19 protein-coding genes are annotated in these 24,696 nt (G+C 59.3%); 14 read left to right on the top strand and 5 right to left on the bottom strand.

What is annotated here, in order from left to right:
* Window positions 1-107: 107 nt before the first annotated feature.
* Together ACZ9EJ_RS25850 and ACZ9EJ_RS25845 are read right to left on the bottom strand one after the other, a co-directional pair.
* Window positions 108-1,355 (bottom strand): glycosyltransferase family 4 protein, encoded by a 1,248-nt coding sequence (locus tag ACZ9EJ_RS25850; RefSeq protein WP_046630187.1) that lies wholly within the window; start codon window positions 1,353-1,355, stop codon window positions 108-110.
* Window positions 1,356-1,399: 44 nt separating this feature from the next.
* Window positions 1,400-1,912, bottom strand: coding sequence for a MarR family winged helix-turn-helix transcriptional regulator (locus ACZ9EJ_RS25845; RefSeq protein ID WP_046630186.1), 513 nt, complete (start codon window positions 1,910-1,912; stop codon window positions 1,400-1,402).
* Window positions 1,913-2,167: 255 nt separating this feature from the next.
* Here ACZ9EJ_RS25845 and ACZ9EJ_RS25840 point away from each other — a divergent pair, with 255 nt between their 5' ends.
* The 9 genes from ACZ9EJ_RS25840 (at window position 2,168) to ACZ9EJ_RS25800 (ending at window position 15,042) form a co-directional block, all read left to right on the top strand.
* Window positions 2,168-3,928 (top strand): type I secretion system permease/ATPase, encoded by a 1,761-nt coding sequence (locus tag ACZ9EJ_RS25840; protein ID WP_046630185.1) that lies wholly within the window; start codon window positions 2,168-2,170, stop codon window positions 3,926-3,928.
* A 17-nt stretch (window positions 3,929-3,945) separates the two neighbouring features.
* Window positions 3,946-5,346, top strand: coding sequence for an HlyD family type I secretion periplasmic adaptor subunit (locus ACZ9EJ_RS25835; RefSeq protein WP_370649753.1), 1,401 nt, complete (start codon window positions 3,946-3,948; stop codon window positions 5,344-5,346).
* A gap of 272 nt (window positions 5,347-5,618) precedes the next feature.
* On the top strand, window positions 5,619-6,278 hold the full coding sequence (locus ACZ9EJ_RS25830) for a calcium-binding protein (protein WP_046630183.1): 660 nt from the start codon (window positions 5,619-5,621) through the stop codon (window positions 6,276-6,278).
* Window positions 6,279-6,343: 65 nt separating this feature from the next.
* A complete protein-coding gene (locus tag ACZ9EJ_RS25825; RefSeq protein ID WP_046630432.1) occupies window positions 6,344-8,599 on the top strand; it encodes a glycosyltransferase family 2 protein in 2,256 nt (751 codons plus the stop codon).
* Window positions 8,596-9,435, top strand: coding sequence for a class I SAM-dependent methyltransferase (locus tag ACZ9EJ_RS25820; RefSeq protein WP_046630182.1), 840 nt, complete (start codon window positions 8,596-8,598; stop codon window positions 9,433-9,435). Before ACZ9EJ_RS25825 ends, ACZ9EJ_RS25820 begins: the two co-directional genes overlap by 4 nt.
* On the top strand, window positions 9,432-10,694 hold the full coding sequence (locus tag ACZ9EJ_RS25815; protein WP_046630181.1) for a glycosyltransferase family 4 protein: 1,263 nt from the start codon (window positions 9,432-9,434) through the stop codon (window positions 10,692-10,694). Before ACZ9EJ_RS25820 ends, ACZ9EJ_RS25815 begins: the two co-directional genes overlap by 4 nt.
* Window positions 10,691-11,422 carry a hypothetical protein gene (locus tag ACZ9EJ_RS25810; protein ID WP_046630180.1) on the top strand — a complete coding sequence of 244 codons (732 nt, stop codon included), beginning with the start codon at window positions 10,691-10,693 and terminating at the stop codon, window positions 11,420-11,422. Before ACZ9EJ_RS25815 ends, ACZ9EJ_RS25810 begins: the two co-directional genes overlap by 4 nt.
* A gap of 18 nt (window positions 11,423-11,440) precedes the next feature.
* On the top strand, window positions 11,441-13,726 hold the full coding sequence (locus tag ACZ9EJ_RS25805; RefSeq protein WP_080954097.1) for a glycosyltransferase family 2 protein: 2,286 nt from the start codon (window positions 11,441-11,443) through the stop codon (window positions 13,724-13,726).
* The gene (locus tag ACZ9EJ_RS25800; protein WP_046630178.1) at window positions 13,723-15,042 is read left to right on the top strand and encodes a glycosyltransferase family 4 protein; all 1,320 of its coding nucleotides are present in this window, start codon (window positions 13,723-13,725) and stop codon (window positions 15,040-15,042) included. Before ACZ9EJ_RS25805 ends, ACZ9EJ_RS25800 begins: the two co-directional genes overlap by 4 nt.
* Window positions 15,043-15,122: 80 nt before the next feature.
* Here ACZ9EJ_RS25800 and ACZ9EJ_RS25795 read toward each other — a convergent pair whose 3' ends face one another.
* Window positions 15,123-16,076: an alpha/beta hydrolase gene (locus ACZ9EJ_RS25795; RefSeq protein ID WP_046630177.1), complete on the bottom strand. Its 954-nt coding sequence runs from the start codon at window positions 16,074-16,076 to the stop codon at window positions 15,123-15,125.
* Window positions 16,077-16,453: 377 nt separating this feature from the next.
* Between ACZ9EJ_RS25795 and rfbC the strand changes: the two genes are divergently transcribed.
* The 4 genes from rfbC to rfbA are packed head-to-tail and all read left to right on the top strand — an operon-like array spanning window position 16,454 to window position 19,906.
* Complete coding sequence (gene rfbC / locus ACZ9EJ_RS25790; RefSeq protein ID WP_046630176.1) at window positions 16,454-17,026, top strand: dTDP-4-dehydrorhamnose 3,5-epimerase; 573 nt, start codon at window positions 16,454-16,456, stop codon at window positions 17,024-17,026.
* Window positions 17,027-17,036: 10 nt separating this feature from the next.
* On the top strand, window positions 17,037-18,098 hold the full coding sequence (gene rfbB / locus ACZ9EJ_RS25785) for a dTDP-glucose 4,6-dehydratase (RefSeq protein ID WP_046630175.1): 1,062 nt from the start codon (window positions 17,037-17,039) through the stop codon (window positions 18,096-18,098).
* On the top strand, window positions 18,098-18,997 hold the full coding sequence (gene rfbD / locus ACZ9EJ_RS25780; RefSeq protein WP_046630174.1) for a dTDP-4-dehydrorhamnose reductase: 900 nt from the start codon (window positions 18,098-18,100) through the stop codon (window positions 18,995-18,997). Before rfbB ends, rfbD begins: the two co-directional genes overlap by 1 nt.
* A 45-nt stretch (window positions 18,998-19,042) precedes the next feature.
* Window positions 19,043-19,906 carry a glucose-1-phosphate thymidylyltransferase RfbA gene (rfbA, locus tag ACZ9EJ_RS25775; RefSeq protein ID WP_046630173.1) on the top strand — a complete coding sequence of 288 codons (864 nt, stop codon included), beginning with the start codon at window positions 19,043-19,045 and terminating at the stop codon, window positions 19,904-19,906.
* Window positions 19,907-20,123: 217 nt separating this feature from the next.
* Here rfbA and ACZ9EJ_RS25770 read toward each other — a convergent pair whose 3' ends face one another.
* A complete protein-coding gene (locus ACZ9EJ_RS25770; protein ID WP_046642401.1) occupies window positions 20,124-22,127 on the bottom strand; it encodes a putative bifunctional diguanylate cyclase/phosphodiesterase in 2,004 nt (667 codons plus the stop codon).
* A gap of 261 nt (window positions 22,128-22,388) precedes the next feature.
* On the opposite strand from ACZ9EJ_RS25770, the gene ACZ9EJ_RS25765 reads away from it, so the two are divergent.
* Window positions 22,389-23,432, top strand: a complete 1,044-nt coding sequence (locus ACZ9EJ_RS25765) for a class I SAM-dependent methyltransferase (protein ID WP_046642400.1) — start codon at window positions 22,389-22,391, stop codon at window positions 23,430-23,432.
* Between the two features lie 200 nt (window positions 23,433-23,632).
* Here ACZ9EJ_RS25765 and ACZ9EJ_RS25760 read toward each other — a convergent pair whose 3' ends face one another.
* Window positions 23,633-24,691, bottom strand: a complete 1,059-nt coding sequence (locus tag ACZ9EJ_RS25760; protein WP_046642399.1) for an ABC transporter ATP-binding protein — start codon at window positions 24,689-24,691, stop codon at window positions 23,633-23,635.
* Window positions 24,692-24,696: the final 5 nt, after the last annotated feature.

Raw genomic sequence — 24,696 nt, 5'->3', positions numbered from 1 at the left:
GAGCACTCTATCGGAAGCCTAACAACTAACATTGCAGTGCACAATAACAAAATTTAGCTGATTCAAAGAAATGATTTCGGAATATACTTTCAAAATTGAAGTAATAATTACGTTATCATTCCTTTAACGTCTCGGAACGACCTTCCGGTGAGTTTTTCAATGATGTTTTTCTGACGATCGAGGCATTCCGTCAGCCGAAAACGCCTCTCGACTGTCCGGCGGGCCGCAAGGCGCATCCCGAAGTGACGTTCCGGATTCGCCAGAGCGCCGAGAATGGTCTCGGCAAGTGCATCCGTATCGAAGAATGGCACCAAAATGCCATTCTTGCCTGAACGTATGACCTCCTGAACGGGTGCGGTATCCGATCCGATGACCAGCGCGCCACAGGCCATCGCCTCGAGCACCGACCAGGACAGGACGAAGGGATAGGTCAGGTACAGATGCGCGGAGGAGATCTGGTAGAGCTGCCGCAAGACCGCATGCGGCACCGGGCCGGGAAAGACGATATTCTCCCGTGGCATGTCCAGCGACTTGAGGAGATGATCCTTCCACGCCCCACCGCCCGGCGGCGGCACGCCGTAGCTGACACCGTCTCCTCCGACGAACACGAACAGAGCATCGGGGCGTTGGCGCACGACCTTGGCGGCAGCCGCCAGAACCTGCGGGAATCCGCGATACGGTTCGAGATCGCGCGCGACAAAGGTGACGATGGGAGGACCATCGGCACTCAGCACGCGCCCGTCCGGAAGTGTGGCCGAAGCTGTCGGGTCCGGTCGAAACCGCGCCGTATCGATCCCCTCGTGGCACACTGAAATGCGCCCCTGGGCGTCGGCGGGATAAAGACTTCTCTGCCATTGGGTGGGGCTTATGCCGGCCTCGATGGCCTCGAGGGAGAGGAGTTGCGCGATATTGCGCAGCCGCAGTCTCTTGCGCGTCTCCAGATCAGGTCGATCGTCGGGGGAGAACCCGATATCGGCCCCTTCCGACCGGTAGAAGAACTCGCAATACCCCAATGCGGGGACCCGCGGGAGCACATCCTTCAGGAACATCATGCTTCCCCAGCCTATATGGCCGACGACGACATCGGGCACCATCCCCTGCCGCACCATGGCATCAAGCGTCTCGGCAACGCGATGGCCGATTCGCGCATGGTGATCAGGAGTACCCATGTGTCGGGCCATATGCGGATCTGCACGCGGGCCCGCTTCCGCTCGATGTCGGACGACGCGAACGGAAGGGATCTTTTGATCTATGGTCTCGGTGACGAGGCTGACCTCATTGCCCATCTGCGCGAGTTGGGCCGCCAGGGCAGCGAACTGACCGAAACCTCGCCGATGAACAAACGCCACGTGCATCGCGTCTATTCCCCCACGGCCAGGGGCATGCCCTCACCCACCACTCAAACGCCGTAGCGTGGGGTACGACCCCAGGCCAGTTCGAGCTGATGCAGTGTCTGAAAGGCCGTTTCAAGCATCCGCTGTTCCTGGTCGCCACGATTCACCGCGCGCTCATAGGCCATCGCTGCGTCCCGGAGATTTGCCCTGAGCTGCCGCCCCTTCTCCGTCAACTTGATGCGGGCGGACCGCTTGTCGCGCTGGGAGGCAACCCGATCGATGTAGTCACCATCACCAAGCTGTTTCAGGTAGTAGGAAACGTTGGAGCCGACATAATGCCCCCGATCCAGAAGCTCGGCGACCGAAAGCTCCGAATCACCGATCGCCAGCAGGATCATCGCCTGTGCCGGCCCGATATCGTCGACCCGAAGCCTGGTCAGCTCCGCGCGGATCAGGCCCGAGAAGCGCCGGCTTGCCCGCTCCATGAGGCGAGCGAGCTCGAAATATGTCACCTGCTGGAGGTCCCCAAACTCGGCATCCTGAGGATGCTTGGGGTTTGTCTGTGCCGTCTGGCCCATTTGAACTGTCACTTCGCCGTTCAGCTCTACAGGCAAATTAAGCACAACTTCTTCTTTCATCCCACTCTCCGTTTCAGGAAACTACTTCAAAAATTGAAGTAATATTCAAATACGCCCAATCCCCCCTATCGCCATGAGCTTGCATAAGCCCTCCGTTATGTGCCAGATTGGAGGAAGCAATACTATCCTTCGGTTTCGCTATAACCAAATACGTCCATCGACTGATTGATCTAACGTTAACCAGGACAAATTGCCATGCGCGATACTGTTCAAAATGAGACAACTGGCAAGGGGAAAATCCGGGGAGGCTTGAAACAGACCAGCCCAGGGTTGCTGGTAGCACAAGCAAAGCGTGTATTTTTCTCAGGGCTGCTTTATGCCGCGGCGCTCAGCGTGTGCCTCAATTTATTACAACTGACGATGCCTTTGTTCATGCTGCAGGTGCATGACCGGGTACTCAACAGTCAGAGCATGGACACGCTTGGAATGCTCACCATCCTGGCCGTGGGCGCCCTGGTCGTGCTTGGTGTTCTGGAATTCATCCGTGCACTTTCGTTCCAGGCCATGGGAGGCGCGCTTGTGCGCCGGCTGAACATGCCTGTCCTTGCGGCCGCCGTTCAGGCCTCGGTCGACCAGGGCCTCACGCGTGCGACTCAGTCGCTTCGCGACATCTCGGAATTGCGAACTTTCCTGACCTCGTCGGCAGTCAGCGCGCCCCTCGATGCGGCATGGTCACCGATTTTCCTCGGCGCCCTTTTCCTCTTGCATCCGCTTTTCGGTCTTATCGGAGCCGTTTCCGCCGCCCTGCTCCTCTGCGGCGGGCTGATTACGGACATTTTGACACGCCAGCTCACCAAGGAGGCCAACCAGACGAATATCGAGGCGGTGTCGAAGATTGGCGCATCGCTGCGACATGCCGAGGCAATCGAGGCAATGGGCATGCTGCCAGCCCTGGCGGCCCGTTGGCGAGCCCTGCAACTCCAGGCCCTCATCGCCTTTGAAACGAGCGGGAGCAGGAGCAAGGCAATGTCGTCCATTACCCGCAGCCTGCGCTATTGCATCCAGATCATCACCCTGGCAGCTGGTGCATTTCTGGTGCTGCAGCAGGAAATCACGCCCGGCGCGATGATGGCATCGAGCATCCTGGTTGGGCGCCTCTTGATTCCCTTCGATTCGCTCATCGACAATTGGCGGCAATGGGTGCTGGCGGCAGCGGCCTGGCATCGTCTTGAGGCCATGCTGACGGCGGACGTTGCGATCCGCCAGACGATGCCGACGCCGCATTCGTCGGGCGACATCGTGGTCGATAAGCTTATTTACGCAGCCCCCGGGCTGGATGTGCCGATCATCAAGGGCATTTCCTTCTCCCTTTCTCCGGGTGAGGTCTTGGGTGTGATCGGCCCTTCCGCCGCAGGCAAGTCGACCCTTGCGCGCCTGCTGGTCGGCATTCTGCGCCCGACATCCGGCGGCGTCTTCCTCGACGGCAACAATACCTATCTGTGGGAGCGCAGTTCATTCGGCCGGGTTGTTGGATACCTGCCGCAATCCGTCTCGCTTCTGGAAGGCACCATTCGGGAAAACATCGGGCGAATGGCAGACAGCGATCCATACAAGGTACTGGAGGCGGCGCGGCTGGCCGACATCCATGAAATGGTCGGGCGCCTGCCGCTCGGCTACGACACGCCGGTCGGCGACGGACATCTGACCCTTTCCGGAGGCCAGCGGCAGCGAATCGCTTTGGCCCGCTGCCTCTACGACCAGCCTCGCCTCATCGTGCTCGACGAACCGAACGCAAATCTGGACGCGATCGGCGAGCGGGCCCTTATCCGCGCGATCGAGCGCGCCCGCGAAAGTGGCGCCATCGTCATCATTATCGCTCACCGGCCGGCCATCATGCAGGTCGCCGACAAGCTGCTCGTGCTTGAAAACGGCCGCATCACCCAGTTCGGGCCACGGACGTCCGTGGTTGCGGCCACGATGCCGGGCGAAACAACCCGGGAGGTCGCCGCGATATGACCGGCCAGAAACCTTTCGTGATTGAGAAAAAGCCGCTCGCGATCCGCGCCGATCTTTCCGAGCGCCAAATTCAGCGATATCAGCCGGCCTTGCCGGATGCCGACCCATCGAACCTCGAGTCCGACCAGTTTGACAACCGTTCACCGCTGCGCGGCCTCGTGATTGCGGGGCTTGCCACGATCCTGGTGTCCTTCGGCGGATTTTTTGCCTGGGGGTTTTCGGTCGAGCTCAACAGCGCGACGGTCGCCAACGGCACGGTGATCGTCGATTCGAAACGAAAAACCATCAGCCATTTCGAAGGCGGCGTGATGAACCGATTGCTGGTGCAGGAGGGCGACAAGGTTGTCACCGGTCAGCCCCTGGTCGAACTGGAGGATACGCGCGCCCGTTCCAGCCTCCGGTCGCTCCAGGCCCGGCGCATTGGCCTGATCGCCAAACTGGCTCGACTGAAAGCCGAACAGAATGACGCGCCGCAAATCAGTTTTCCAAGCGATTTCGGCGACGCCTGGGATGTCACGATCGATGACTCCGTCAGGGCTGAGACGATTTTTTTTGAAAGGCGGCGCGAAACCAAGGTCGGACGCATCGAGGTCCAGAGGAAGACGATCGAGGAACATCTGGAACTGGCAGCCTCATACGAGATCCAGATCGAGGCGATCGACCGGCAAATCGGCTTCATCCGGGAACATCGCGCGTCGATGGACTCACTGGTGAAGATAGGCGCCGTACCGCGGACCCAGGTCATCGAGATCGACTCCAGGCTCAGCGATCTCGCGAGGCAACGGGGCGAACTCGTCGGCAACAAGGCCCAGTCCGAAAAGGCCGCAGCCGGCGCACAGCTTGCGATGACCGGGATCGAAAGCGACTTCCAGTCGACGATTGCCGGCGAAATCACCACCGCACGCGTCGATCTCGCCGACGTCGAACAACAGATCACTGCTTCCAAGGACGTGTTGCGGCGGCTTGAAATCCGCTCTCCGCAGGATGGCATCATCAGCAACATCCTGTTGCGTACCCCCGGCAGCGCGGTCACGCCGGGCCAGCCGTTGCTCGAGATCATTCCGGAAAACGAGCCGCTGCTGGTCGAGATGCGCGTCAACCCTCGCGATATCGACAGCATCGCCGTGGGCTCGCATACCCAGGTCCGGCTGACGGCCTATAACCAACGGTCCCGCCTGCCGATGGAAGGTACAGTCACGTATGTCGCCGCGGACCAGTCGGTCGATGAGAAATCAAACAGTGCGTTTTTCGTCGCGCGCGCCAAACTCGACCCGGCATCGCTCAAGGCAAACCCTGATGTGCGCCTCTATCCCGGCATGCCGGCAGAAGTGCTGATCATCCACGCGTCACGCCGCGCGATCGACTACATCACCTCTCCCGTCCTCGAAAGCTTCAATCGCGCCTTCCGGGAAGATTAGTATCCGGGCCGCAGGAAATGCCGCATAGCAGCAAATATTTCAAATATTGAATTTGTTTCGAAGTAAAATGCAGAAATTTTAATCTGTAATGCGGACGATTATCGAAGCAATGTGCCATTAGTATTCAATATGGGAAATATATTTCCCAACTTCTGACATTTTAGCCTCTGGTGATGCTTGCGCTTCCGTTTTTTGCAGTGCACATTTCAAGCGCGAAATCGTCGCACCCTGCGCCGACAACGCACTCATACAAACCTGAAGAGGAGAGGCAGATGGCCACATTGGAAGGCGGAGCATACGACGATGCCCTGTTCGGTTCCCGCTTCAACGACTTCATCCGCGCCCATGCGGGCGATGATTTCGTAAGCGGCGGCAACGGGCACGACATGGTGTTCGGTGGTGAGGGTGACGACATCCTGTTCGGCGGAAAGGGACATGATTCCCTGTTCGGCGGCGAGGGTAGCGACTTGTTGAACGGTGAAGCTGGCGACGACAACCTTGTCGGCGGCTGGGGTGATGATCTTCTTTACGGCGACAAGGGCAATGACACCTTGCTCGGCGGGCATGGCAATGACCTTCTGTCCGGCGGCAAGGGTGCTGACATCCTCTACGGCGGCGGCGGCAACGACGTCATTGACGGCGGCGCTGGCAATGACCTCCTGGCCGGCGGTGCTGGCAATGACGTCTTCGTCTTCGGCGGCGGCGGCGGCAATGACGTCATTCTCGATTTCACCGCTGGCGAGGATATCCTGCAGATATCGAAGGGCATCAACGGCCTCGACGTGACTTCGCCGGACGATCTGGCCTCGCGCATCACGCAGGTCGGCGGCAATGTCGTCGTCGATCTCGGCCATGGCGATACGCTCACATTGGTCAATGTCGACGCTGACGACATTCATGCCAATCCCGAGAACTATTTCACGGTTCACTGAGCATGATTTCTGCGCGTCCTGCCTCCTCCCGCGGGGCGCGCAACTCCGATTCAGAGGGGCAGCATGTGACGTTCGACGAAGCGATAGACGGCACTGGCGTTTTCAGAAACGCAAAAACCTTTCGGCTCGGCGCGGATTTGGCAATCCTGGTCTGGGATCTCCCCCCGCCACTTCCCGCAACCACCAAGTACCTGTTGTCGCTGGAACGGTCGCCCGTACCGCTGGTCAGCATGATGCTTTCACTCGGCCACGGAAGACACCGCATGTTCTGGGCAATGCGACCGGAACAACAGCCGGTGAATGTCGAGATCTGCACGGAACAGGGTGGTATCGTCGAAACCGTCGTCATGCAGCCGGCACGCCTGCTCGCACCTCTCGACGTGGAAGCGCTGTTTGCGGATCTTGCACCGGGTTCCCGCATCAAGTTCGTCAACAACCTGCTGACGGTCTGGCGAAGCGCCTTCCGCATCACCGGCGACCATCTATTCCACATGATCGTTGAAGACGCTCTTCATGCGCTCGTGCCCGAACCGCAGGCGGCCAGCGTCGTCTGCCAAGTTGCCCAGGGCCGCCATCTGATCGAGACGGCGATCAACCCTGACCTCGGCGACATTATAGCGATCTATGCGATCGGCGCGATATCGATCGCACGCATGGCCGCAAGGCCTGTCCTCGGGCGCAAAGCAAAGAGCGGCCTGCAACCCTGCCATTTCATCGCAGAGGCGCCTTTTCCCTCTCCTCCGTTTCTGATCGTCCTCCTGAGCAAGAACGGTGCCGCAATCCGCCAGCTTGCCGAGGACAAACCTCGCCATCCCAGCCTTCAGAACTGGTGGAGCAAAAACCGTGAGGCGGTGGAACTGCGCGAAATGATCGTCCGTTGCCTCGCCACCTTGCCGGAAGGCAGTGCCGCGACGGCGATCGACCTTCAGGTCAACGCCCCGTTGCCTGCAACCCGGATAGCCAAGTCGTCGATGCATCCATCCGGAGAGGTCGATCTCGCCCTGACGCTCGACGACGGCCTTCTGGCAGGCGGCTGGTTTCATGCGCCATCATCCGCCTTCGCCGGCATCGACTACGTCAAGGAGGACGGCACGGCCGTGCCGCTTGACGCAAACAGCTATAAATTCCCGGCATGGGCGGAAGGCAAGGACGAGAAGAGCAAGACCGATGTAACCGGCTTCGTTGCCTGGATACCGCTGACGGAATCCCCCGGCCCGCTCCTGCAGCCGAGATTTCAGTTGCGCCTTGCCTCGGGAGCCGTCAGGCCGCTGATACCGAAGCCGCAGCCTTTCGAGCCCGCAACGCAGCGAAACCATGTCCTGCGCGCCGTGCCGCCGCAGCATGCGGTCGACAGCGCCTTCCGCACGATCCTCGCGCCCGCCCTGCAGGACATAGAACGGCGATTGGGCAAGACCATAGAGGTGGATTTCACCAAGGACTACAGCCTGCCCGAAACCCCACCCCTCGTTTCAATTGTCATCCCCCTCTATAAGGTTCTCGATTTCCTGCGCTTCCAGCTGTCGGGAATGGCCACCGATCCGTGGCTCGTCGCCAATGCCGAGATCATCTTCGTCCTCGATTCACCGGAAATCCAGGATGAGACGGAGCATATGCTGGGCGGCCTGCACCTCCTGCACGGGCTGCCGATGAAGCTGGTCGTCATGAACCGCAACAGCGGCTACGCACGGGCCTGCAATGCCGGCGCACGTTTTGCCCGAGGCGCCATTCTGGTCATGCTCAATTCGGATGTCGTGCCAAGGGGCCCAGGTTGGCTTCAGCTCCTGTCGCAGCCGTTGCTGGAAAATAGCAGGCTTGGCGCCATCGGCCCGAAACTGCTCTTCGAAGACGGATCGCTGCAGCATGCCGGCCTGTATTTTGGCCGCGACCAGCGCGGGGTCTGGTTGAACCACCATTTCAACAAGGGCATGCCCGGCGACTATGCTCCCGCCCAACAAGCCCGCGAAGTTCCCGGCGTCACCGGCGCCTGCCTCGTGAGCCGCAGGGTCGTCTACGAGCGTGTCGGCGGCTTCACCGAGGACTACGTGATCGGCGACTACGAGGACAGTGATCTCTGCCTCAAGATCCGCCGCCTCGGGCTCCAGATCGCCTATGAGCCGGCCGCCTGCCTGTATCATTTCGAGCGCCGCTCGATCCGCCGTAGCCAGGATTATATGCGCGGCGTTGCCAGCCAATACAATTCATGGCTGCACACGCAGCGCTGGGAAGACGACATTACCGACTTGATGGCAAACCAATTCGGCAGAGACCAGGATCGCCCCGCCGCCACGGACGGCAGAGACCGGGAAAGGAACGCAGCGTGACACAGGCAGCACTCGTGCACCCTCCCAAGTCGGTTCGGCTGGTTGATGAGGACCGTGTTCGCTGGCTGCTCGAAGCCGTTCGGGGCAACCGTTTTCTGCCGCAGCCGGAACCCACCAATGTGTTCGTCGGTGACGGTGATTTTCGTACGATAGGCGCGGAATTTCTCGGACACTTCATCCGTATCGGCGGTCTGCGCGAAGAGGCCCGCGTACTGGACATCGGCTGCGGTATCGGTCGGATGGCCGTGCCGCTCACCCAGTATCTCGATCCGCAGACGAGCCGCTACGATGGCATCGATCCTGTCGAGGGCGGCATCGACTGGTGCCAGCGAACGATCACGCCCGCCTATCCCAATTTCGCCTTCCAGCGACTGGATATCGCCCACGAACTCTACAATCCGAACGGCAAGGTCAGCGGCAAGGTCCTGAGGCTTCCCTTTCCGGATCACCATTTCGACTTCATCATCATGACGTCGGTGGTCACGCACCTGCCCCCCGCGGAAGTCCTCGTCTACCTCGCCGAGGTTCGCAGGGTCCTGTCACCCGGCGGACGCCTGTTCATGACGGCCTTCGTGGTCGACAGGATCGCGGCGGCAAACGAGCAAGGGCGGCGTGATCCGCGCCTTGCGTTTCGCCGTTATGGCGAAAGCCCGTGCTGGTTCGTACCCAACCAGGCGCCACTTGCGGCGGTCGGCTTCGAAGACGGCTTTCTCGACAAGGCGCTCGAACGGGCCGGCCTCTCCATCGCCTTGAAATCGCTTGGCCATTGGCGCGGTACCAAGGCGGCCCACCATCAGGATTTCATTGTGGCGAAGCGTCGGGGAAATGGCCGATGAGCAAGCGCATTCTGGTCGCTGCCCACAACCATCCGTCGCTTCATCCGGGCGGAACCGAGATATTCGCTCATGATCTGTTTCGCGCCTATCAGCGCGAGGGCCATGAAGCTCTTTTTCTCGGTGCCACAAACCAGATTCATCGCGAAGCAAGACCAGGCACGAGCTTCCAGAGCATCGGCTCGGCGGGAGACGAAATCCTGCTGTGGTCGGGACATTTCGACCGCTTCTTCATGAGCCAGATCGACCTCTATGGCGTCGTGCCTGACATAGCCGAACTGCTGCGCGATTTCCGGCCGGATGTGGTCCACCTCCATCACCTGCTGCTGCTTGGCGCCGAATTCCCCCACATCGTCCGCCGCACCCTGCCCGATTGCCAGATCGTCATGACACTCCACGACTACTACCCCATCTGCCATCATGACGGCCTGATGGTGCGCACCGGCAGCAAGGAGCTTTGCCACCAGTCCAGCCCGGACCGCTGCCATGCCTGCTTCAAGGACATTCCGCTTGATCGCTTTGCGTTGCGCGAACGCCACCTGAAGGCGCTGTTGAGCACGGTTGACCACTTCGTCTCGCCAAGCGCCTTCTTGCGGGATCGCTACGTGCAATGGGGACTGGACGAAGATTCGATCAGCGTCATTCCCAATGGCATCCCCGCCCGCAAGACCGGCGGGCGAAGAGATCTGCTCCAGGGCGGCAAGCCGGTTTTCGGATATTTCGGCAATCTCAACCCCTGGAAAGGGGTGACCGTCTTGCTCGAGGCGGCGCGTCAGCTTCTCGCCGACGGCCTGGATTTCGAACTTCGCGTCCATGGCGGCGCGCCCTTCCAGAGCGAGACCTTCGTCGAGGAGATCAACAGGCGCTTTGCCGAGACATCAGGATCCGTGCAGGCCCGAGGCCCCTATCGGCGCGAGGATATCGGCGACCTGGTGGCCGCGGTCGATTGCACCATCGTTCCCTCCGTCTGGTGGGAGAACGCACCGCTGGTCATTCAGGAGGCTCAGGCGCAGGGCCGCCCGGTCATCGCCAGCAATATCGGCGGAATGGCTGAAATGGTCGAGCATGGCGTCAACGGCCTGACCGTCCCACCCAACGATGCCCGGGCGCTCGCCGCGGCGATGCGCGACATCGTGGAAGACCCGAAAATGCTGCACCTTTTTGCGCAAAACGCCCGCAAGCCCGACGACATCGAAACGACCGCCCGCCGCTATCTCAAGTGGATGGAGACGGCACGGGTTCAGGCATTGGAGAGCGTATGACCAGTCCCGCCGAACGACCGGATGCCGCATCCGAACAGGATAACGTCAAGCCGATGAACGGCCGGGTGGACGCCGTCGACATGGGCAGGATTTTCGGCTGGGCATTCGACCCGATGGCGCCGGATCAACGGCTGACCATCCGTGTCCTTCTCGATGGCAAGCTAATTGCCGAGGCCGTTGCCGATCGCAATCGTCCCGACCTGCGGCGCAACGGTATCGGCGACGGCAAACACGCATTCGAAATAACGCTGCCCGACCCTGTCCATTCGCGCGCCAACGATATCGTCGTCATGGCGCGCAATGGAAGCGGTTCCGAACAGGCTCTGCGTGTTCCGCAGCCGAACGAACAGGCGGCCGAAGCCCTGATCGCCGCGCCGCTGGCAAAAGTGCTCGACAAGCTTGATGTGCTGATGGCGTCGCAGCGGCAGTTGCAGGTCTCGCAGCGCTCCCTGCAGCGCGCACCGGAAATCGATGCCGACAAGACCGAAACCACCGACCTGACTGAAATCGGCAACGCCGTCGAAAACCTCAAGGTGGAGGTCAGCCAACGACTGAACGACCTCGATGTCCACCTGATGCGGCTGGACGGGGTCGTGGCGGGGATGGAGAAGAACCTGAATACATTGAAGAAGCGGGCGAACGCCGAATTCAAACCCATGCTCTTGCTGCTGTTCGTTCTCGTCGGATTTGCCGCAGGCGCCGGCCTTACGCTGATTGTCAAGATCTGACCGAGGGAGGGGCAAGGCATGTTGGTTACGGAACAATCCTCCACTGTTATCAATCCTCCGGTCGCCAGCCCCCTGGTCGCCAGCCCCCTGGTCGCCAAACCAACGCCCGCCAAGCAGGGGGCGAGCAGGGCGATGCGCTCCGGAAGGGTTATCGGCTGCCGCATCGACGAAACAACCCTGCTCATTATCGGCCTCGGCCAGGTGCCGGCCGGTGATGTGACGGTTGGCGTCGGCGAAGATCAGACCGACAAGCGAACTGCATTTGTCTCGGAATGGCGGTTGACCGCATCCTCACCGCGGGCCAGCCAAGGCTTTGCGGCACTGATTCCGGCAGGGGACATCGACCTTGCCATGGCCGCGATCCGCTTCGGAGAGAAGGAAACGGGAGCGCCTTACATCCTTGCGCCCCGTCTTGCCTCAATGGAGGAAGCAGCCGCGCTTATGCTCGAGTCCGCCGGATCTCAGTCGGCCACCGTCATAAACCGGCTCGTGGACGCTCTGATGACCGGTGATCTCAGCCGCCGCAGGCTTCTCGCCATAGCTGCGCTTTTAAAGACGACCCAAGCCAACGATGGCTTCATTGAGTTGATCGGCGAGAGCCATGACGGCGTCACATTCCTGCAGGGCTGGAGCCGCGGCATGGCGCCCGGGCCTTGCCGGATGTCCCTGATCGGAAGGGCGACACCGGTGGTTTCGGAATGCGGCATAGCCACTTTTACACGTCCCGACGCTCCTGATGGAGCCGCGGGTTTTGTCGGCCTTGTCAAGGCGGACGAGGCTGCCTGCGCTTCCGACATTGAAGGTCTGATCTTTAGAGGGCGCGCCGGTTGGAGGCATGTTGCGGTCCATCCTCGAAAGCGCATCGCCGATCCGCAGGAAACCCCTGAGCATATCCGCTCGGTTCTGATGCGCACCCATGGCACGCCGGACGTGCTCCTGTCCCTGCGGGGCGCCGCCAACAGCTTCGAGGGCAAGGAAACCCTCTCCAGCCTGCCCTATCTCGTCCGGATGGGGATAGACGGCCTATTCGAGGCTCATGCGGGAAATCTCCTTATCTCCGGCTGGCTTTACGACCCCGATGGCCACGTCGCGACGGTTAGACTGCGCCGGCGCGCCGCTGCCACACGCCTCGACCAACACTGGACATGCTTCGATCGCCCCGACGTCACGGACAGCTTCAGCGACCAAGCCCACTTTGTGCCGGGTCTTGCGGGAGATCAGCACGCCCACGGCTTCGTCGCCCACGCCCAGCTATCGGGTGAAGACCCCGGTGCCCCCCTTTATTTCGAACTGACGCTACAGGATTCGCGCCGCGCGTTTCTGCCGGCAAAACCGACACGCCTTGCGGCGCGTTCGGCGGCTTTACGCCAGATCGGCTCGATCGATCCCGCCAACAGCGCGCTGCCGGCGATCGTCGATACACACATCGTCCCGTTCCTCACACGATCATCAGCAAGATCAGTGCCGGTCATCGAAACGATCGTGGATGCCGGTTTCTTCGATGAAGAAAAAGGCTTGCCGATCGTCCTCGGCTTAGGCGAGAGCGAGGAAGACATCTCCCCGCTGCTCGCCCTGCTCGCGCTCGACCCGGAAACCCGAGGCGCGCCGATCGTGATAGCCATGCCTGCCGAGCGGTTTCGCAGGCAGGCCGCCCGCCTCAAGGAACTCGCGCGCTTCTATCGCCTTTCGGTCAGGTTGGTGTCGACGAAGGGGACAGGCGACGTCTACGACATGCTGGAGGCGGGCACGCAGGCGCTTTCGTGTGAAACGGTCGTGTCGCTCTCCGCCTCACTGATCCCGCACGGGACAGGGTGGTACGGCAAGCTCGTGGCCGCGGCTTCGGCGATGAAAGGAAGCATAGTCTCGCCCGTCCTGGCGTACGAAGATCATTCGGTTCGCTGGGCGGGAAGCTGGATCGACGACGGCAATGACGAACAACCGGTTGTCGGCCGCTACGCCGGATATCCGCTCAAAGCGGTGACCGACATGAAGGTGACCAGCATCGCGGCGGCCTCGCTCGAATGCTGCGTCATGCCCCGCGACGCCCTGTCGCGCGCGGGCGGCTTTTCCGGCGGCTATCTCGGCAGGCAGGAAAAGGGTCTGGATCTCGGCCTGCGCCTCAGCCGGTCCGGATACGACTCCTATTTGCTGCCGTCCGTGCAGATGTGGGGCTGCGACGACGCACGCGCCGGCGACAGCCCTGCGATGACGGCCTTGGTAGAAGAGGTCGATCGAAAAATCTTCAAGAGCCAATGGCTGCCTATCCTCGCCGTTGAAAAGCAGCTGGAAAAGAGGCCCGCATGAACGAGCAGCTTCGCGTCCTTGTCGTCTCGCATGCCCATCCGTCGGTCTCCCTCGGCGGAGCGGAAATCGCCTCCCACAACCTTCATCTCGGTCTGAAAGCATTGCCGAACGTGGAATCGGTTTATCTGGCCCGGATCGGACACCCGGTGCCGCGGCACGCCGCATCCGCGCTGATGAGCCTGCGCCTCGTGGAGGACGAATTACTGTTCCACACAGACGATTACGACCACTTCTTCCTGTCCAATGGTGATACGCAGGCGATCAGCCGGGACCTTTTGCGATTTGTGCGCGATCTCAGGCCCCATGTCATCCATTTCCATCATGTTCTCGGCATCGGCCTCGAAGCGCTCTATGCCTTGAGAGAAGCGTTCCCGCACGCCGCCATCATCGTCACGTTCCATGAATATCTGTCGATCTGCCACAATCACGGGCAGATGGTGAAACGGGCGTCCGGGCAGCTCTGCGAAACCGCGTCCCCCCTCGCCTGCCACGGCTGCTTTCCGGAGATCCCCGTATCACGCTTCCTGAAGCGGGAACTGTTCGCCCGCGGCATGCTCGGCCTTGCCGACGCTTTCATCTCCCCCAGCCGGTTCCTGGCGGATCGCTACGCCGCATGGGGCATCGAAAGGGACAAGATCAACGTGATCGAAAACGGCATCGCCATGGAAACAGCGGCGCCCGCGCGCGAGTTTCAAGGTCCCAAGCCGCGCCGCAATCGATTTGCCTATTTCGGACAAATGACGCCGTTCAAGGGCGCCGATCTTCTGATCGACGCGGTCTCGCGCATCCCGAAGGAGATATGGGGCGAAGACTCCTGCCTGATGATCTTCGGCGGTAATCTCGAGCGACAGCCGGCCGAATTCCAGGACCGTATGAAGAAGCTGATCGCCGACGCCGGCCACCGGGTCCGCTTCTACGGCGCCTACCAGAACGCAGACGTGCCGCGTCTCATGCGTTCCGTCGACTGGGTGGTTCTGCCGTCCGTCTGGTGGGAAAACTCGCCCGTCGTCATTCAGGAAGCTCTGCTCCACCGCAGGCCGATGATCTGCTCCGATATCGGCGGAATGGCCGAGAAGGTGCGTGACGGAAAGGACGGCCTGCACTTCCGCGCAGGCAGCAGCCAGGATCTCGCGGATCGCATCGTCGAGGTGTTGGGCGATGGCAAAATCTGGGAGCGGCTGCGGGTTTCCATGCGCCAGCCCGCCGACCGCGCCGCCTGCGCTCGCGAACACGTCAAACTCTATCGCACATTGCTGCGGCGGAAGCTCGATGCCGCGATCGCCGAGAGCCCCAAGCTTCTCTCGCCCGCGCTTTAAGACATCCGTCGCAAGAACCGCTGAGAGGCGGTCCGACTGGCGAAGTCGGCCTTGTCCGGGCAGGCCGGGCAACATTCGGATCACGATTTTGCGGCACCAGCCGCTCCGAGCCGCGCGATACGGCCGTCCAGTTCCTCGAGCCGGCGACCGAAGCCGATATTGTCCGGCTGATGCGCCATGGCTTCCGCCAGCATGGCCCGCGCCGTTACAAGCTCCCCGTCGCGAATATGGCGGTTGGCCCGATGGTAGAGGAAATTTGCCCGCTCGACAGGGGAGAAATGCGGGCCGAAGCGCGCATGAAACCGGTCGGCCCAGGCCCGATGCCGAGCAATCGCCGTCATGGCGATCTGATAGGGCCGCATCGGCGCAGTCACGCGCGCTGCACGGGCGAGACCGCGCAGACCCGGAAGATCGTCTCCGCGGCAAGCCTCGATCAGCGACAGCGCGCGCGCCGTCCCTGCAAATGCGCGAACGGTGCCGTGGCCGGTCATATGGACAGGCACCAGACGGGTCCTCTCCTGTAGCGCCGCGATCCGAACCGCGTGCTGATGATCGACGGTGTGAAACGGATCGAAGAACAGATAGGCCCGCCCTGCCGCGTGATCAGGCGCGATGGCCATATTCGAATGAAGGTCGGGCGAGAAATGACGCGCAAACCTGCCGTCGAAAGGAACGGCCTTCGGATCGATCGAGACTTGCGGGCAAAAGGCGACTGCCACGGTGGCATTGAATCGCCGCCTGTACCGCAACGCCGCATAGCCGCCCTGCGAATGCCCATAGAGGACCCGCTCCGATGCCGCTTGAAGTATAGGCGCGGCGGCCTCGACAGCCTTGACGACGCTTGCCGCCGGAAACCAGTTTGGCCGCCGACTGATAAAACCAAGCGCCGAAATGTCGGCCTTCTCGCACAATCTCTGCCCCCAGAAGCGACTGCCGTTCGCCCTCATGTCCATCTCGTTAAATGTGACGAGAAGATAGGGGGACGACCCGGAATGATGTATCACCTCTAGGTTTTCATCTGAAAATACGATCATACGGCCACCACCAAATGCTTTTAGAACAAAAGTAATTCAATTTTTGAACTATATTTTGTCCGATATGCAATCATGCGTAAAACGTTGCTTAACATCAATGTCAGATTTACCCGCACAACAGGAATATATGTTCCTATATATCCCTTTCTTGGCTAAACGATTGTTATCAAGCTTGAAGAATACGAATCATACCCTGCATTCACAAGATGTTTCTCGCCTGAATGCATTAACCGGAGGAAACGGAGCCTGGCCTCGTTGCAACGGCACAAGAACGAAAAAATGCTCTTTGGCGATGTTCTTCGGAATGACCGGTGAATGCGGCCGGACGTGTCCATGACGTGGACGAGATGATCTAGCGACCCGACTGCGAGGAAGGCATGCAATTCGAACGAACGAAAATCGGCGACGTCGTGCTGGTGACGCCGCAAAAATTCGGTGACCATCGCGGATATTTCTCAGAGACCTTTCGGTCCGACGTCTTTGGCCAGAACATCGGCGCCTTCAATTTCGTCCAAGACAACCAGTCGCATTCAGCAGACGTTGGAACGGTCAGGGGCCTGCACTTCCAGATTGAACCTCGCGCTCAAGGAAAGCTGGTCCGGTGTATCGCTGGTTCCATCCTCGACGTCGCAGTCGACATCCGGAGAGGATCACCGACTTTTGGACAACATGTCCAGACGGAACTGACCGCCGAGAACGGTTGCCAGGTCTGGATACCCGCGGGGTTTGCGCATGGGTTCTGCACTCTCCAGCCCAACAGCATCATCTCCTACAAGGTAACAGACTATTACAGCCGCGACCATGACCGTGGAATATTATGGAACGATCCGGAGCTCAATATCAGGTGGCCAGTGACGGCACAAAGCGCCGTGCTTTCGGAGAGAGATCGAACGCAACCATGTCTCGCCGAGCTTGAGACGACGTCATTCACAATAGGCACTGGCAGCTAGGGAACATGTAATGCGCGTCCTCGTTACCGGCGGAGCCGGGTTCATCGGATCGGCTGTCGTGCGTCATCTGGTTCTCGTTCGAAACTACAACGTCTTGACCGTAGACAAGCTGACCTATGCCGGCAACCTAGCCTCGCTTGCCCCCATCGACGGCAACCCGCTGCATCGTTTCCTTCGGGCAGACATTTGCGATCGAGCGATGATGCAAGAGGCGTTCGACAGTTTCAAACCCGAGTGGGTCATGCACCTGGCGGCGGAGAGCCATGTGGACCGTTCTATTACCGGTGCCCGCGACTTCGTCGAAACCAACGTCATCGGCTCATTTACCTTGCTGGAGGCGGCCCGGCACTACTGGCAGGATCTCGCCGGCAAAGCCAAAGCAGACTTTCGCTTTCTCCATGTCTCTACCGACGAGGTGTATGGCTCTCTCGGCGAAGACGGATTATTTACCGAAGAAACTCCCTATGATCCCTCCTCTCCCTATTCAGCGTCCAAGGCAGCCTCTGATCACTTGGCCAAAGCTTGGGGCCGCACCTATGGCATGCCGGTTATTGTCTCCAACTGCTCGAACAATTACGGCCCGTATCACTTCCCTGAAAAACTGATCCCGCTGAGTGTGCTGAATGCTCTCGAGGGCAAGTCACTGCCAATTTACGGCAGCGGCGCCAATATCCGCGACTGGCTATTTGTCGAGGATCACGCCAGGGCGCTGGGCCTTATCGCCGAACGCGGGAGGGTGGGCGAAACGTACAATATCGGCGGCCGCAATGAGCGTCGCAACATAGAGGTGGTCAGGAAAATCTGCTCGATCATGGATAACATGCGACCGCGAAAAGCCCCACACGTGCGATTGATTGCATATGTCGCAGACCGGCCCGGGCATGATGCACGCTACGCGATCGACGCCACGAAAATCGAGACGGAATTAGGTTGGAAGGCAGAAGAAAACTTCGATACCGGGATCGAAAAGACGGTCAAATGGTATCTGGAAAACGAATGGTGGTGGACGCCGCTGCGTCAGGAATCCAGCGGCGGCCGGCTCGGTCTCCTTAACGGGTCCGGAGACAACTGATGGCACGTCGCTATGTGGTCACCGGACGTAACGGGCAGGTCGCGCAGTCTCTGATCGAGCGTGTCGAGCGCCACAGCGAAATAGAAATTATCCCGCTGGCAAGACCCGATCTCGACCTTGCCGATATCGAAACGATCGAAAGAGCTCTTACGGAGGCGAGACCTGAATTGATCATTTCCGCTGCCGCCTATACCGCCGTCGACCAAGCGGAAAGCGACGCAGCCAAAGCTTTTCTGGTCAACGGCGCGGCCATAAATGAGATCAGTCGGGTCGCGGCCAAGCTTAACGTGCCGATAGTTCACCTGTCGACGGACTATGTCTTCAACGGCAACAAGACCTCGCCCTATCATGAGAGCGACCCCGTCGCGCCCCTGTGTGTCTATGGCCAATCGAAACTCGAGGGCGAACGTCGTCTCATCGCCTCGGGAGCAGATTATGTCATCCTCAGGACCGCATGGGTCTACAGCCCCTTTAACAAAAACTTTCTGCGCACGATGCTCCATCTTGCTGCTAGTCGCGACGAACTCCATGTCGTCGCCGATCAATACGGCAATCCGACATCTGCACTCGATATCGCCGATGCCATATTAACGGTTGCCGACAACTTGCTGTCATCACGGGACGGACGCCTGCGCGGTATATTCCACATGGCGGGAAGCGGCGAGGCCAGCTGGGCCGACTTCGCGTCCGGAATCTTGCGCATATCTGCCGAGATGGGCGGCCCGTCTGCGATCGTGCATCCGATCCCGACTGCGCAATATCCGACACCGGCGCGCAGGCCAAACAATTCGAGATTGGATTGCGGCAAACTCGAAAGCATTCACGGTATTCGTCTGCCAAACTGGCAAATCGCGACTGCGACTACGTTGCAACGGCTCCTGGCCGGCGGTGCCGGGTAAAACACATCGGGTAGCCATAAAAAGGCGTTTTGAGGAGAATTGTCGATGAAAGGTATCATTCTGGCTGGCGGCAGCGGGACGCGTCTGCATCCGATGACACTTGTCACGTCGAAACAGCTAATGCCCGTCTATGACAAGCCGATGATCTATTATCCACTCTCAACGTTGATGCTGGCCGGAATACGCGACATCCTCATCATATCCACTCCGCATGATCTGCCGGATTTTCGCGGCCTGTTGGGTGATGGTTCGGCTTGGGGAATTTCGCTCTCCTATGCGGAACAACCTTCACCTGCAGGCATTGCTCAAGCCTACATCATCGGCGCCGATTTTGTCGGATCGGATCAATCCTGCCTCATCCTCGGCGATAACATTTTCCACGGCCATGGCATCACCGAGCTTTTCGAAAGCGCGGCGGCGCGCGACGATGGCGCCACAGTGTTCGCCTATCATGTTCAGGATCCGGAACGTTATGGCGTTGTAGAGTTCGACAAGGCAAGGAAGGCGATCTCGATCGTCGAAAAACCGACGGTGCCGAGATCAAATTGGGCTGTTACCGGCCTCTATTTTTACGACAAGGACGTGGTCGACATTGCCGCAAACCTCAAGCCGTCGCTGCGCGGGGAACTGGAGATCACCGACGTCAACCGAGTCTATCTCGAACGTGGCAAGTTGAACGTTGAACAAATGGGCCGGGGTTTTGCCTGGCTCGACACCGGCACACCCGAGAGTTTGTTGGAAGCAGGGAATTTTGTCGGCACCCTTCAGAAGCGGCAGGGCATCAAAATCAACAGCCCGGAAGAGGTCGCCTGGCGCAAGGGCTTTATAGATGACAAGCAGCTGGAGGCGGTCGGCAAGGAGCTGGGCAGAAGCGAATATGGTAGATATCTACAAACGCTTTGCAGCTAGGCTCACGACCGGATGCCGTCGTGGCCGGCGTCTCATGAGTAGCCGCTTGGACGGCTGTTCTTCAGAGCGACAGCAACAAGCAGCGACTGGATGCGAGATTGTACAGGCCCGAGAACGAGCCGGTTGCATGGGCTTGGACCATGGCCCAATTACCAAGATGAATTCGATGCCACATCAAAGGACCGTTGACAAAAGTCCTGCTGTAAAAAGGTCTGCCCTACAATCCATTCCGAAATAGCCGTCTGGAATCCGGGTTCCTGATCGTGCTGAACCGCAGCACATTATCGGCTTCAAGCTGGGAAGCCGGCGCGGGTCGTCCAATGTAATAACCCTGAAGCTGGCTGATTCCGTACTGCTGCATCAGACGCTGATGTTCAATGGTCTCGACACCTTCGACAAGGATCTTCACGCCGCGGTTGCGTAATAGGGTGATGATGTCAAGCAACATCCTCTTGCCTCTCTCCGTGTTGCAGTCATGGAGGAATGAGCGATCGATCTTGACGGTGTCGAATTCTATCAGGCGAAGCCAAGAGAGGCCCGCGAACCCTGTGCCAAAGTCGTCGAGCCAGACTTGAGCGCCTAGCTTTCTCAAATCGCTAATGCAACGAACCACATCCTTGTCGATTTCCAGTTCCACGCCTTCGGTAATTTCGAAAGCAAGCCGAGCGCCCGTCACGTCGAATTCCGCCAGTGTTGCGGCGACATAGCCGGCGAAACCCGGCACCTTAAGTTCAATCGGCGAAACGTTGACGCTCACAACTTGCACAAGGTCGGTCGCCAACAGGTCCCGGCAAACAGTGCGAATTGCCCATCGACCCAGTTCAATGATCGATCCGGTTCTTTCCGCGACGGGGATAAATTTCCCGGGCGACACTGGCGTTCCGTCCAGCATAGCCAAGCGCATCAAAGCTTCAACAGCGTCCGTCTTGCCTGTCTGGACATTGCGGATCGGCTGATAGACGAGGGAAACAAGGCCGTGTTCAAGCGCGATCTTCAGGGTCGCGGCTATATCCTCGCTGTCGTCATTGCTCTGCGGGTCTTCGGGATCGAAGACCACAAGGGTATCGCGACCAGTCGCCTTGGCGGCGTAAAGCGCGCGATCAGCTTCATGAATGACCTTGTCGACCTGCTTGGTCTGATCTCGCGTGTAGGACACCCCGACACTTACAGTGATGACACTGGTCCCATCTCGCCTGTGCTCGTGTGGCCACGCCAATGCTCGGACGCCAACACACATTGCTTCTGCGAGTTCGGTCGCTCTTTCCGAATCTTGCATTGGTGCGATGACGATAAATTCCTCGCCCCCGTATCGCCCGATGATCGAGCCGAAGGACGACGCCACGCTCTGGAGAAGGTGGGAGACAGCGACAAGGCACCGGTCACCTTCTTGATGGCCGTAGCAGTCGTTATAGTGCTTGAAGTAATCCACATCGATAAGCAGGACGGCAAACGGCACCCTGTGGTCCTGCCAGCGTTCCCAATAGTCACGCAGACGTTGATCGATTGCCCGGCGATTTTCCAGGCCGGTCAACGAGTCCGTGTTTGAGAGCTGCAAAAGGGCTTTGCCCCTTTCGTCGGCAGCAGCTTGCTGCAGGCTTGCTTCCAGAGCATTCAGGAAAACTTTGTAGCGCTCTCTGTTGAGCTGAAGATTCACGTATGACGTAAAAATAAAGCAAGAAATGCAGAAAGCACCAAGGATCAGCTTGTGGAGAAGCAACATCGGCGCGAACAGATAGAGGGCGACGATGAAGATGAGCATGTTCGTTGCAGACGCCGCAAGAGCAACCGGAAACCGGAAGCTGAAGAACAGGTTGACGCTCATCATAAAGATCGCCCCAAAAACCATGTAGTATGAGAAGGCGTCCTTGACCGTGGTCATCTGGGCGGTGAGAAGCCAGACAAGATAGGCTGCCAGCACGGACGCCGCCGCCACCATGTCGACCGTATCGGCCTTTGCGTTGCGGTAAAGCAGGAACTCCAGAATGCATAGAGCGCCAACGCCGACCGCCAGCCGGCCAGCGATCGTGTACTGGACTACGTCGCTGATAAAAAGATAATCCGTGAAAGAGTAGGCAAGGTAAACGGCTACCGCAATCCAGAGGCCGCTGCGCGTTGCGCACTTACGGCTGCTCTCGCTCTTTTGCCGATAGAGGCAACGCAGCTGTTCTGGCGACAGTGACGGCCGCATGGTGGCGACTGCGGTCTCGGCTAACACGTGCATCATGCCCCTGCCACCCAACATCTTGCAGCGGTAGCCCTACGCAGACCGCTAGCCGGAGTTGGATAGCGCTAGGCAGACTCCACATCAACGGATAACGCGCGAGCGCGCCTTAACTGGCGGAGTATCTCTCGGGTTCACTAATATTTTCTAAAGTTAGAACGTGCACCGCGACCGCTGCGGGAAACCTTGACGCTTGACCTTCATGAGAATGCTGAAGATCTTAGATAGTGTTTTAAATCATTATTCACCAGCGAGGTTTCCGTGGCTCAACCCCTTTTCTCCCTTGACGGCCAAAGCTTGATCACACCGCAGTCGGTCAGCGACAAGCTTCGCTCACCCAACCAAAATGATGAAACGGACCTCCTGCGAACTGCACAAGCTGAATTTGCTGTTGTCATCAACATTGCGATGCAACGGTTCGCCACGGGCAAGGACCTGCCGGACGCAGTCAGATGGTTGATTGGTCAACTCCATGACACGCGACAGAAATTCGGCGTTGCTGTGTGGCAGAAGCTCATCCCGATCATTCAGGCCCATCCCTCGGCAAAGATTCTGCAGCAGTGCCCGTTTACTCGTTGGTCCTTTGAAAAACCTCGCGGCTATTCCGGTGACGCCGGTCTTATAGACTTTATTTATCGGCATCCGGCGGTGGCCGAAGAGGTGGCTGGATCCCCCCCTCTCGGTCTGGAAATCTTCGAGTACACGATAAACGCTCCCGGCCCGGTTGCCGTAAGGGAACGTCGCGACATCCTGACCCGCTTCGTTGATGAGACCGCTGCGCGAACGGGTTCAGACACCGAGATCCTTGCGATCGCCGCGGGTCATCTTCGCGAAGCCGAGGCATCAAAAGCACTTGCGGAAGGCCGCCTTAGGCGTTGGGTCGCACTCGATCAGGATCCTGAAAGTATTGGCTCGATCGCGAGCCAATTCCACGGGACTTCCGTCGAACCTATTGATGGATCTGTACGGGGGCTGCTTGCACGAAAGCACCAGATTGGCACTTTCGATCTCATCTATGCGGCTGGATTGTACGACTACCTCACCGACAAGGTAGCAATCCGCCTGACGCAGATTTGCATGGAAATGCTGAAGCCGGGCGGCATCTTCCTATTTGCCAACTTCTCCGATGAGATGGCCGATGACGGATATATGGAATCCTATATGAACTGGGAGCTTCTCCAGCGTTCCGAGGCCGACATATGGCGTATTGCCAATGCCAGCGCCCCGGAAGACTCGGTTGATACGACGGTTTGGTTCGGTACCAACCGCAACATCATTTACAGCACCATCAGGAAGCTCTCGTAAGCGTCGAGGGGCCTGACGCCTTACAAAATCCGACGCACAGGCGGCGATATCGAACGGGCTGCCAGTTGTCGGTTGCCCTTCATTTCACACGACAAACCAATGGCATGAGTTGGCACCAACAGCTCACTGATCGAGATCAGTGAGCTCGTGTTCTTTTGCATTTAGTTCATCGATGCCGGGCTCCCGCGTCCACCGCATCCTCAGTTGATCCGGTGCTCGCTCTGCGGGTCGAAAAGGTGAACCTTTGCGGGATCACATGCGATGCTCAGGAAATCGCCCGGACGAGTGGTAATCCGCTCGCGAAAGACGCCGATCACACGCTGCCCGGCCACGCGACCGATGACGTGGGTTTCAGCTCCGGTCGGCTCAACCACCTCAACGACCAGCGGCACGCCGCCGTCGCCGGAGAGGATGAGGTGCTCGGGCCGGATACCGTAGATTACTTGCCGACCCTCGCTCGCCGAAGAAGGGCGCTCAGAGACCGGAAGCGCGATATCGCCGATCCAGACATTGCCCTCGGCGTACCGCCCGGACAGCAAATTCATGCCCGGCGAACCAATGAAGCCTGCCACGAACACATTGGCGGGACGATCATAGAGACTGAGAGGTGTGCCGACCTGCTCAAGGAAACCATCCCGCATCACGACGATCTTGTCGGCCATGGTCATGGCTTCGACCTGATCATGCGTTACGTAGATCATGGTGCTTCCGAGACGCTGGTGCAGCGCCTTGATCTCGCCGCGCATGGTGACACGCAGCTTGGCGTCCAGGTTGGACAAAGGTTCATCAAACAGAAAGACCTGCGGGTTGCGCACGATCGCACGCCCCATCGCAACGCGTTGGCGCTGGCCGCCCGAAAGCTGCCGCGGATAGCGCTCCAGCAGCGCTTCGAGATTGAGGATCTTCGCCGCCTTCTCGACCTGGGCGCGGATTTCCGGCTTCGCGCCGCCGCGCAACTGCAGCGAAAAGCCCATGTTCTGCGCGACCGTCATGTGCGGATAAAGCGCGTAGCTCTGGAAGACCATGGCAATGTCCCGGTCCTTGGGCGACATTTCGTTGACGATGGTCGAGCCGATATGGATCTGCCCGTCGCTGATCTCCTCAAGGCCAGCGATCATGCGCAGCAAGGTCGATTTGCCACATCCCGAAGGGCCGACCAGAACCACGAACTCGCCGTCGTCGATATCGACGTTCACGCCATGGATGACCTGGGTGTGGTTGTAGACTTTGCGAATATCGCGGAGATTTACGTTTGCCATGCTTT

This window comes from Neorhizobium sp. USDA 3394 (assembly GCF_056280385.1).
This window is presented reverse-complemented; position numbering and strand designations above follow the sequence as displayed.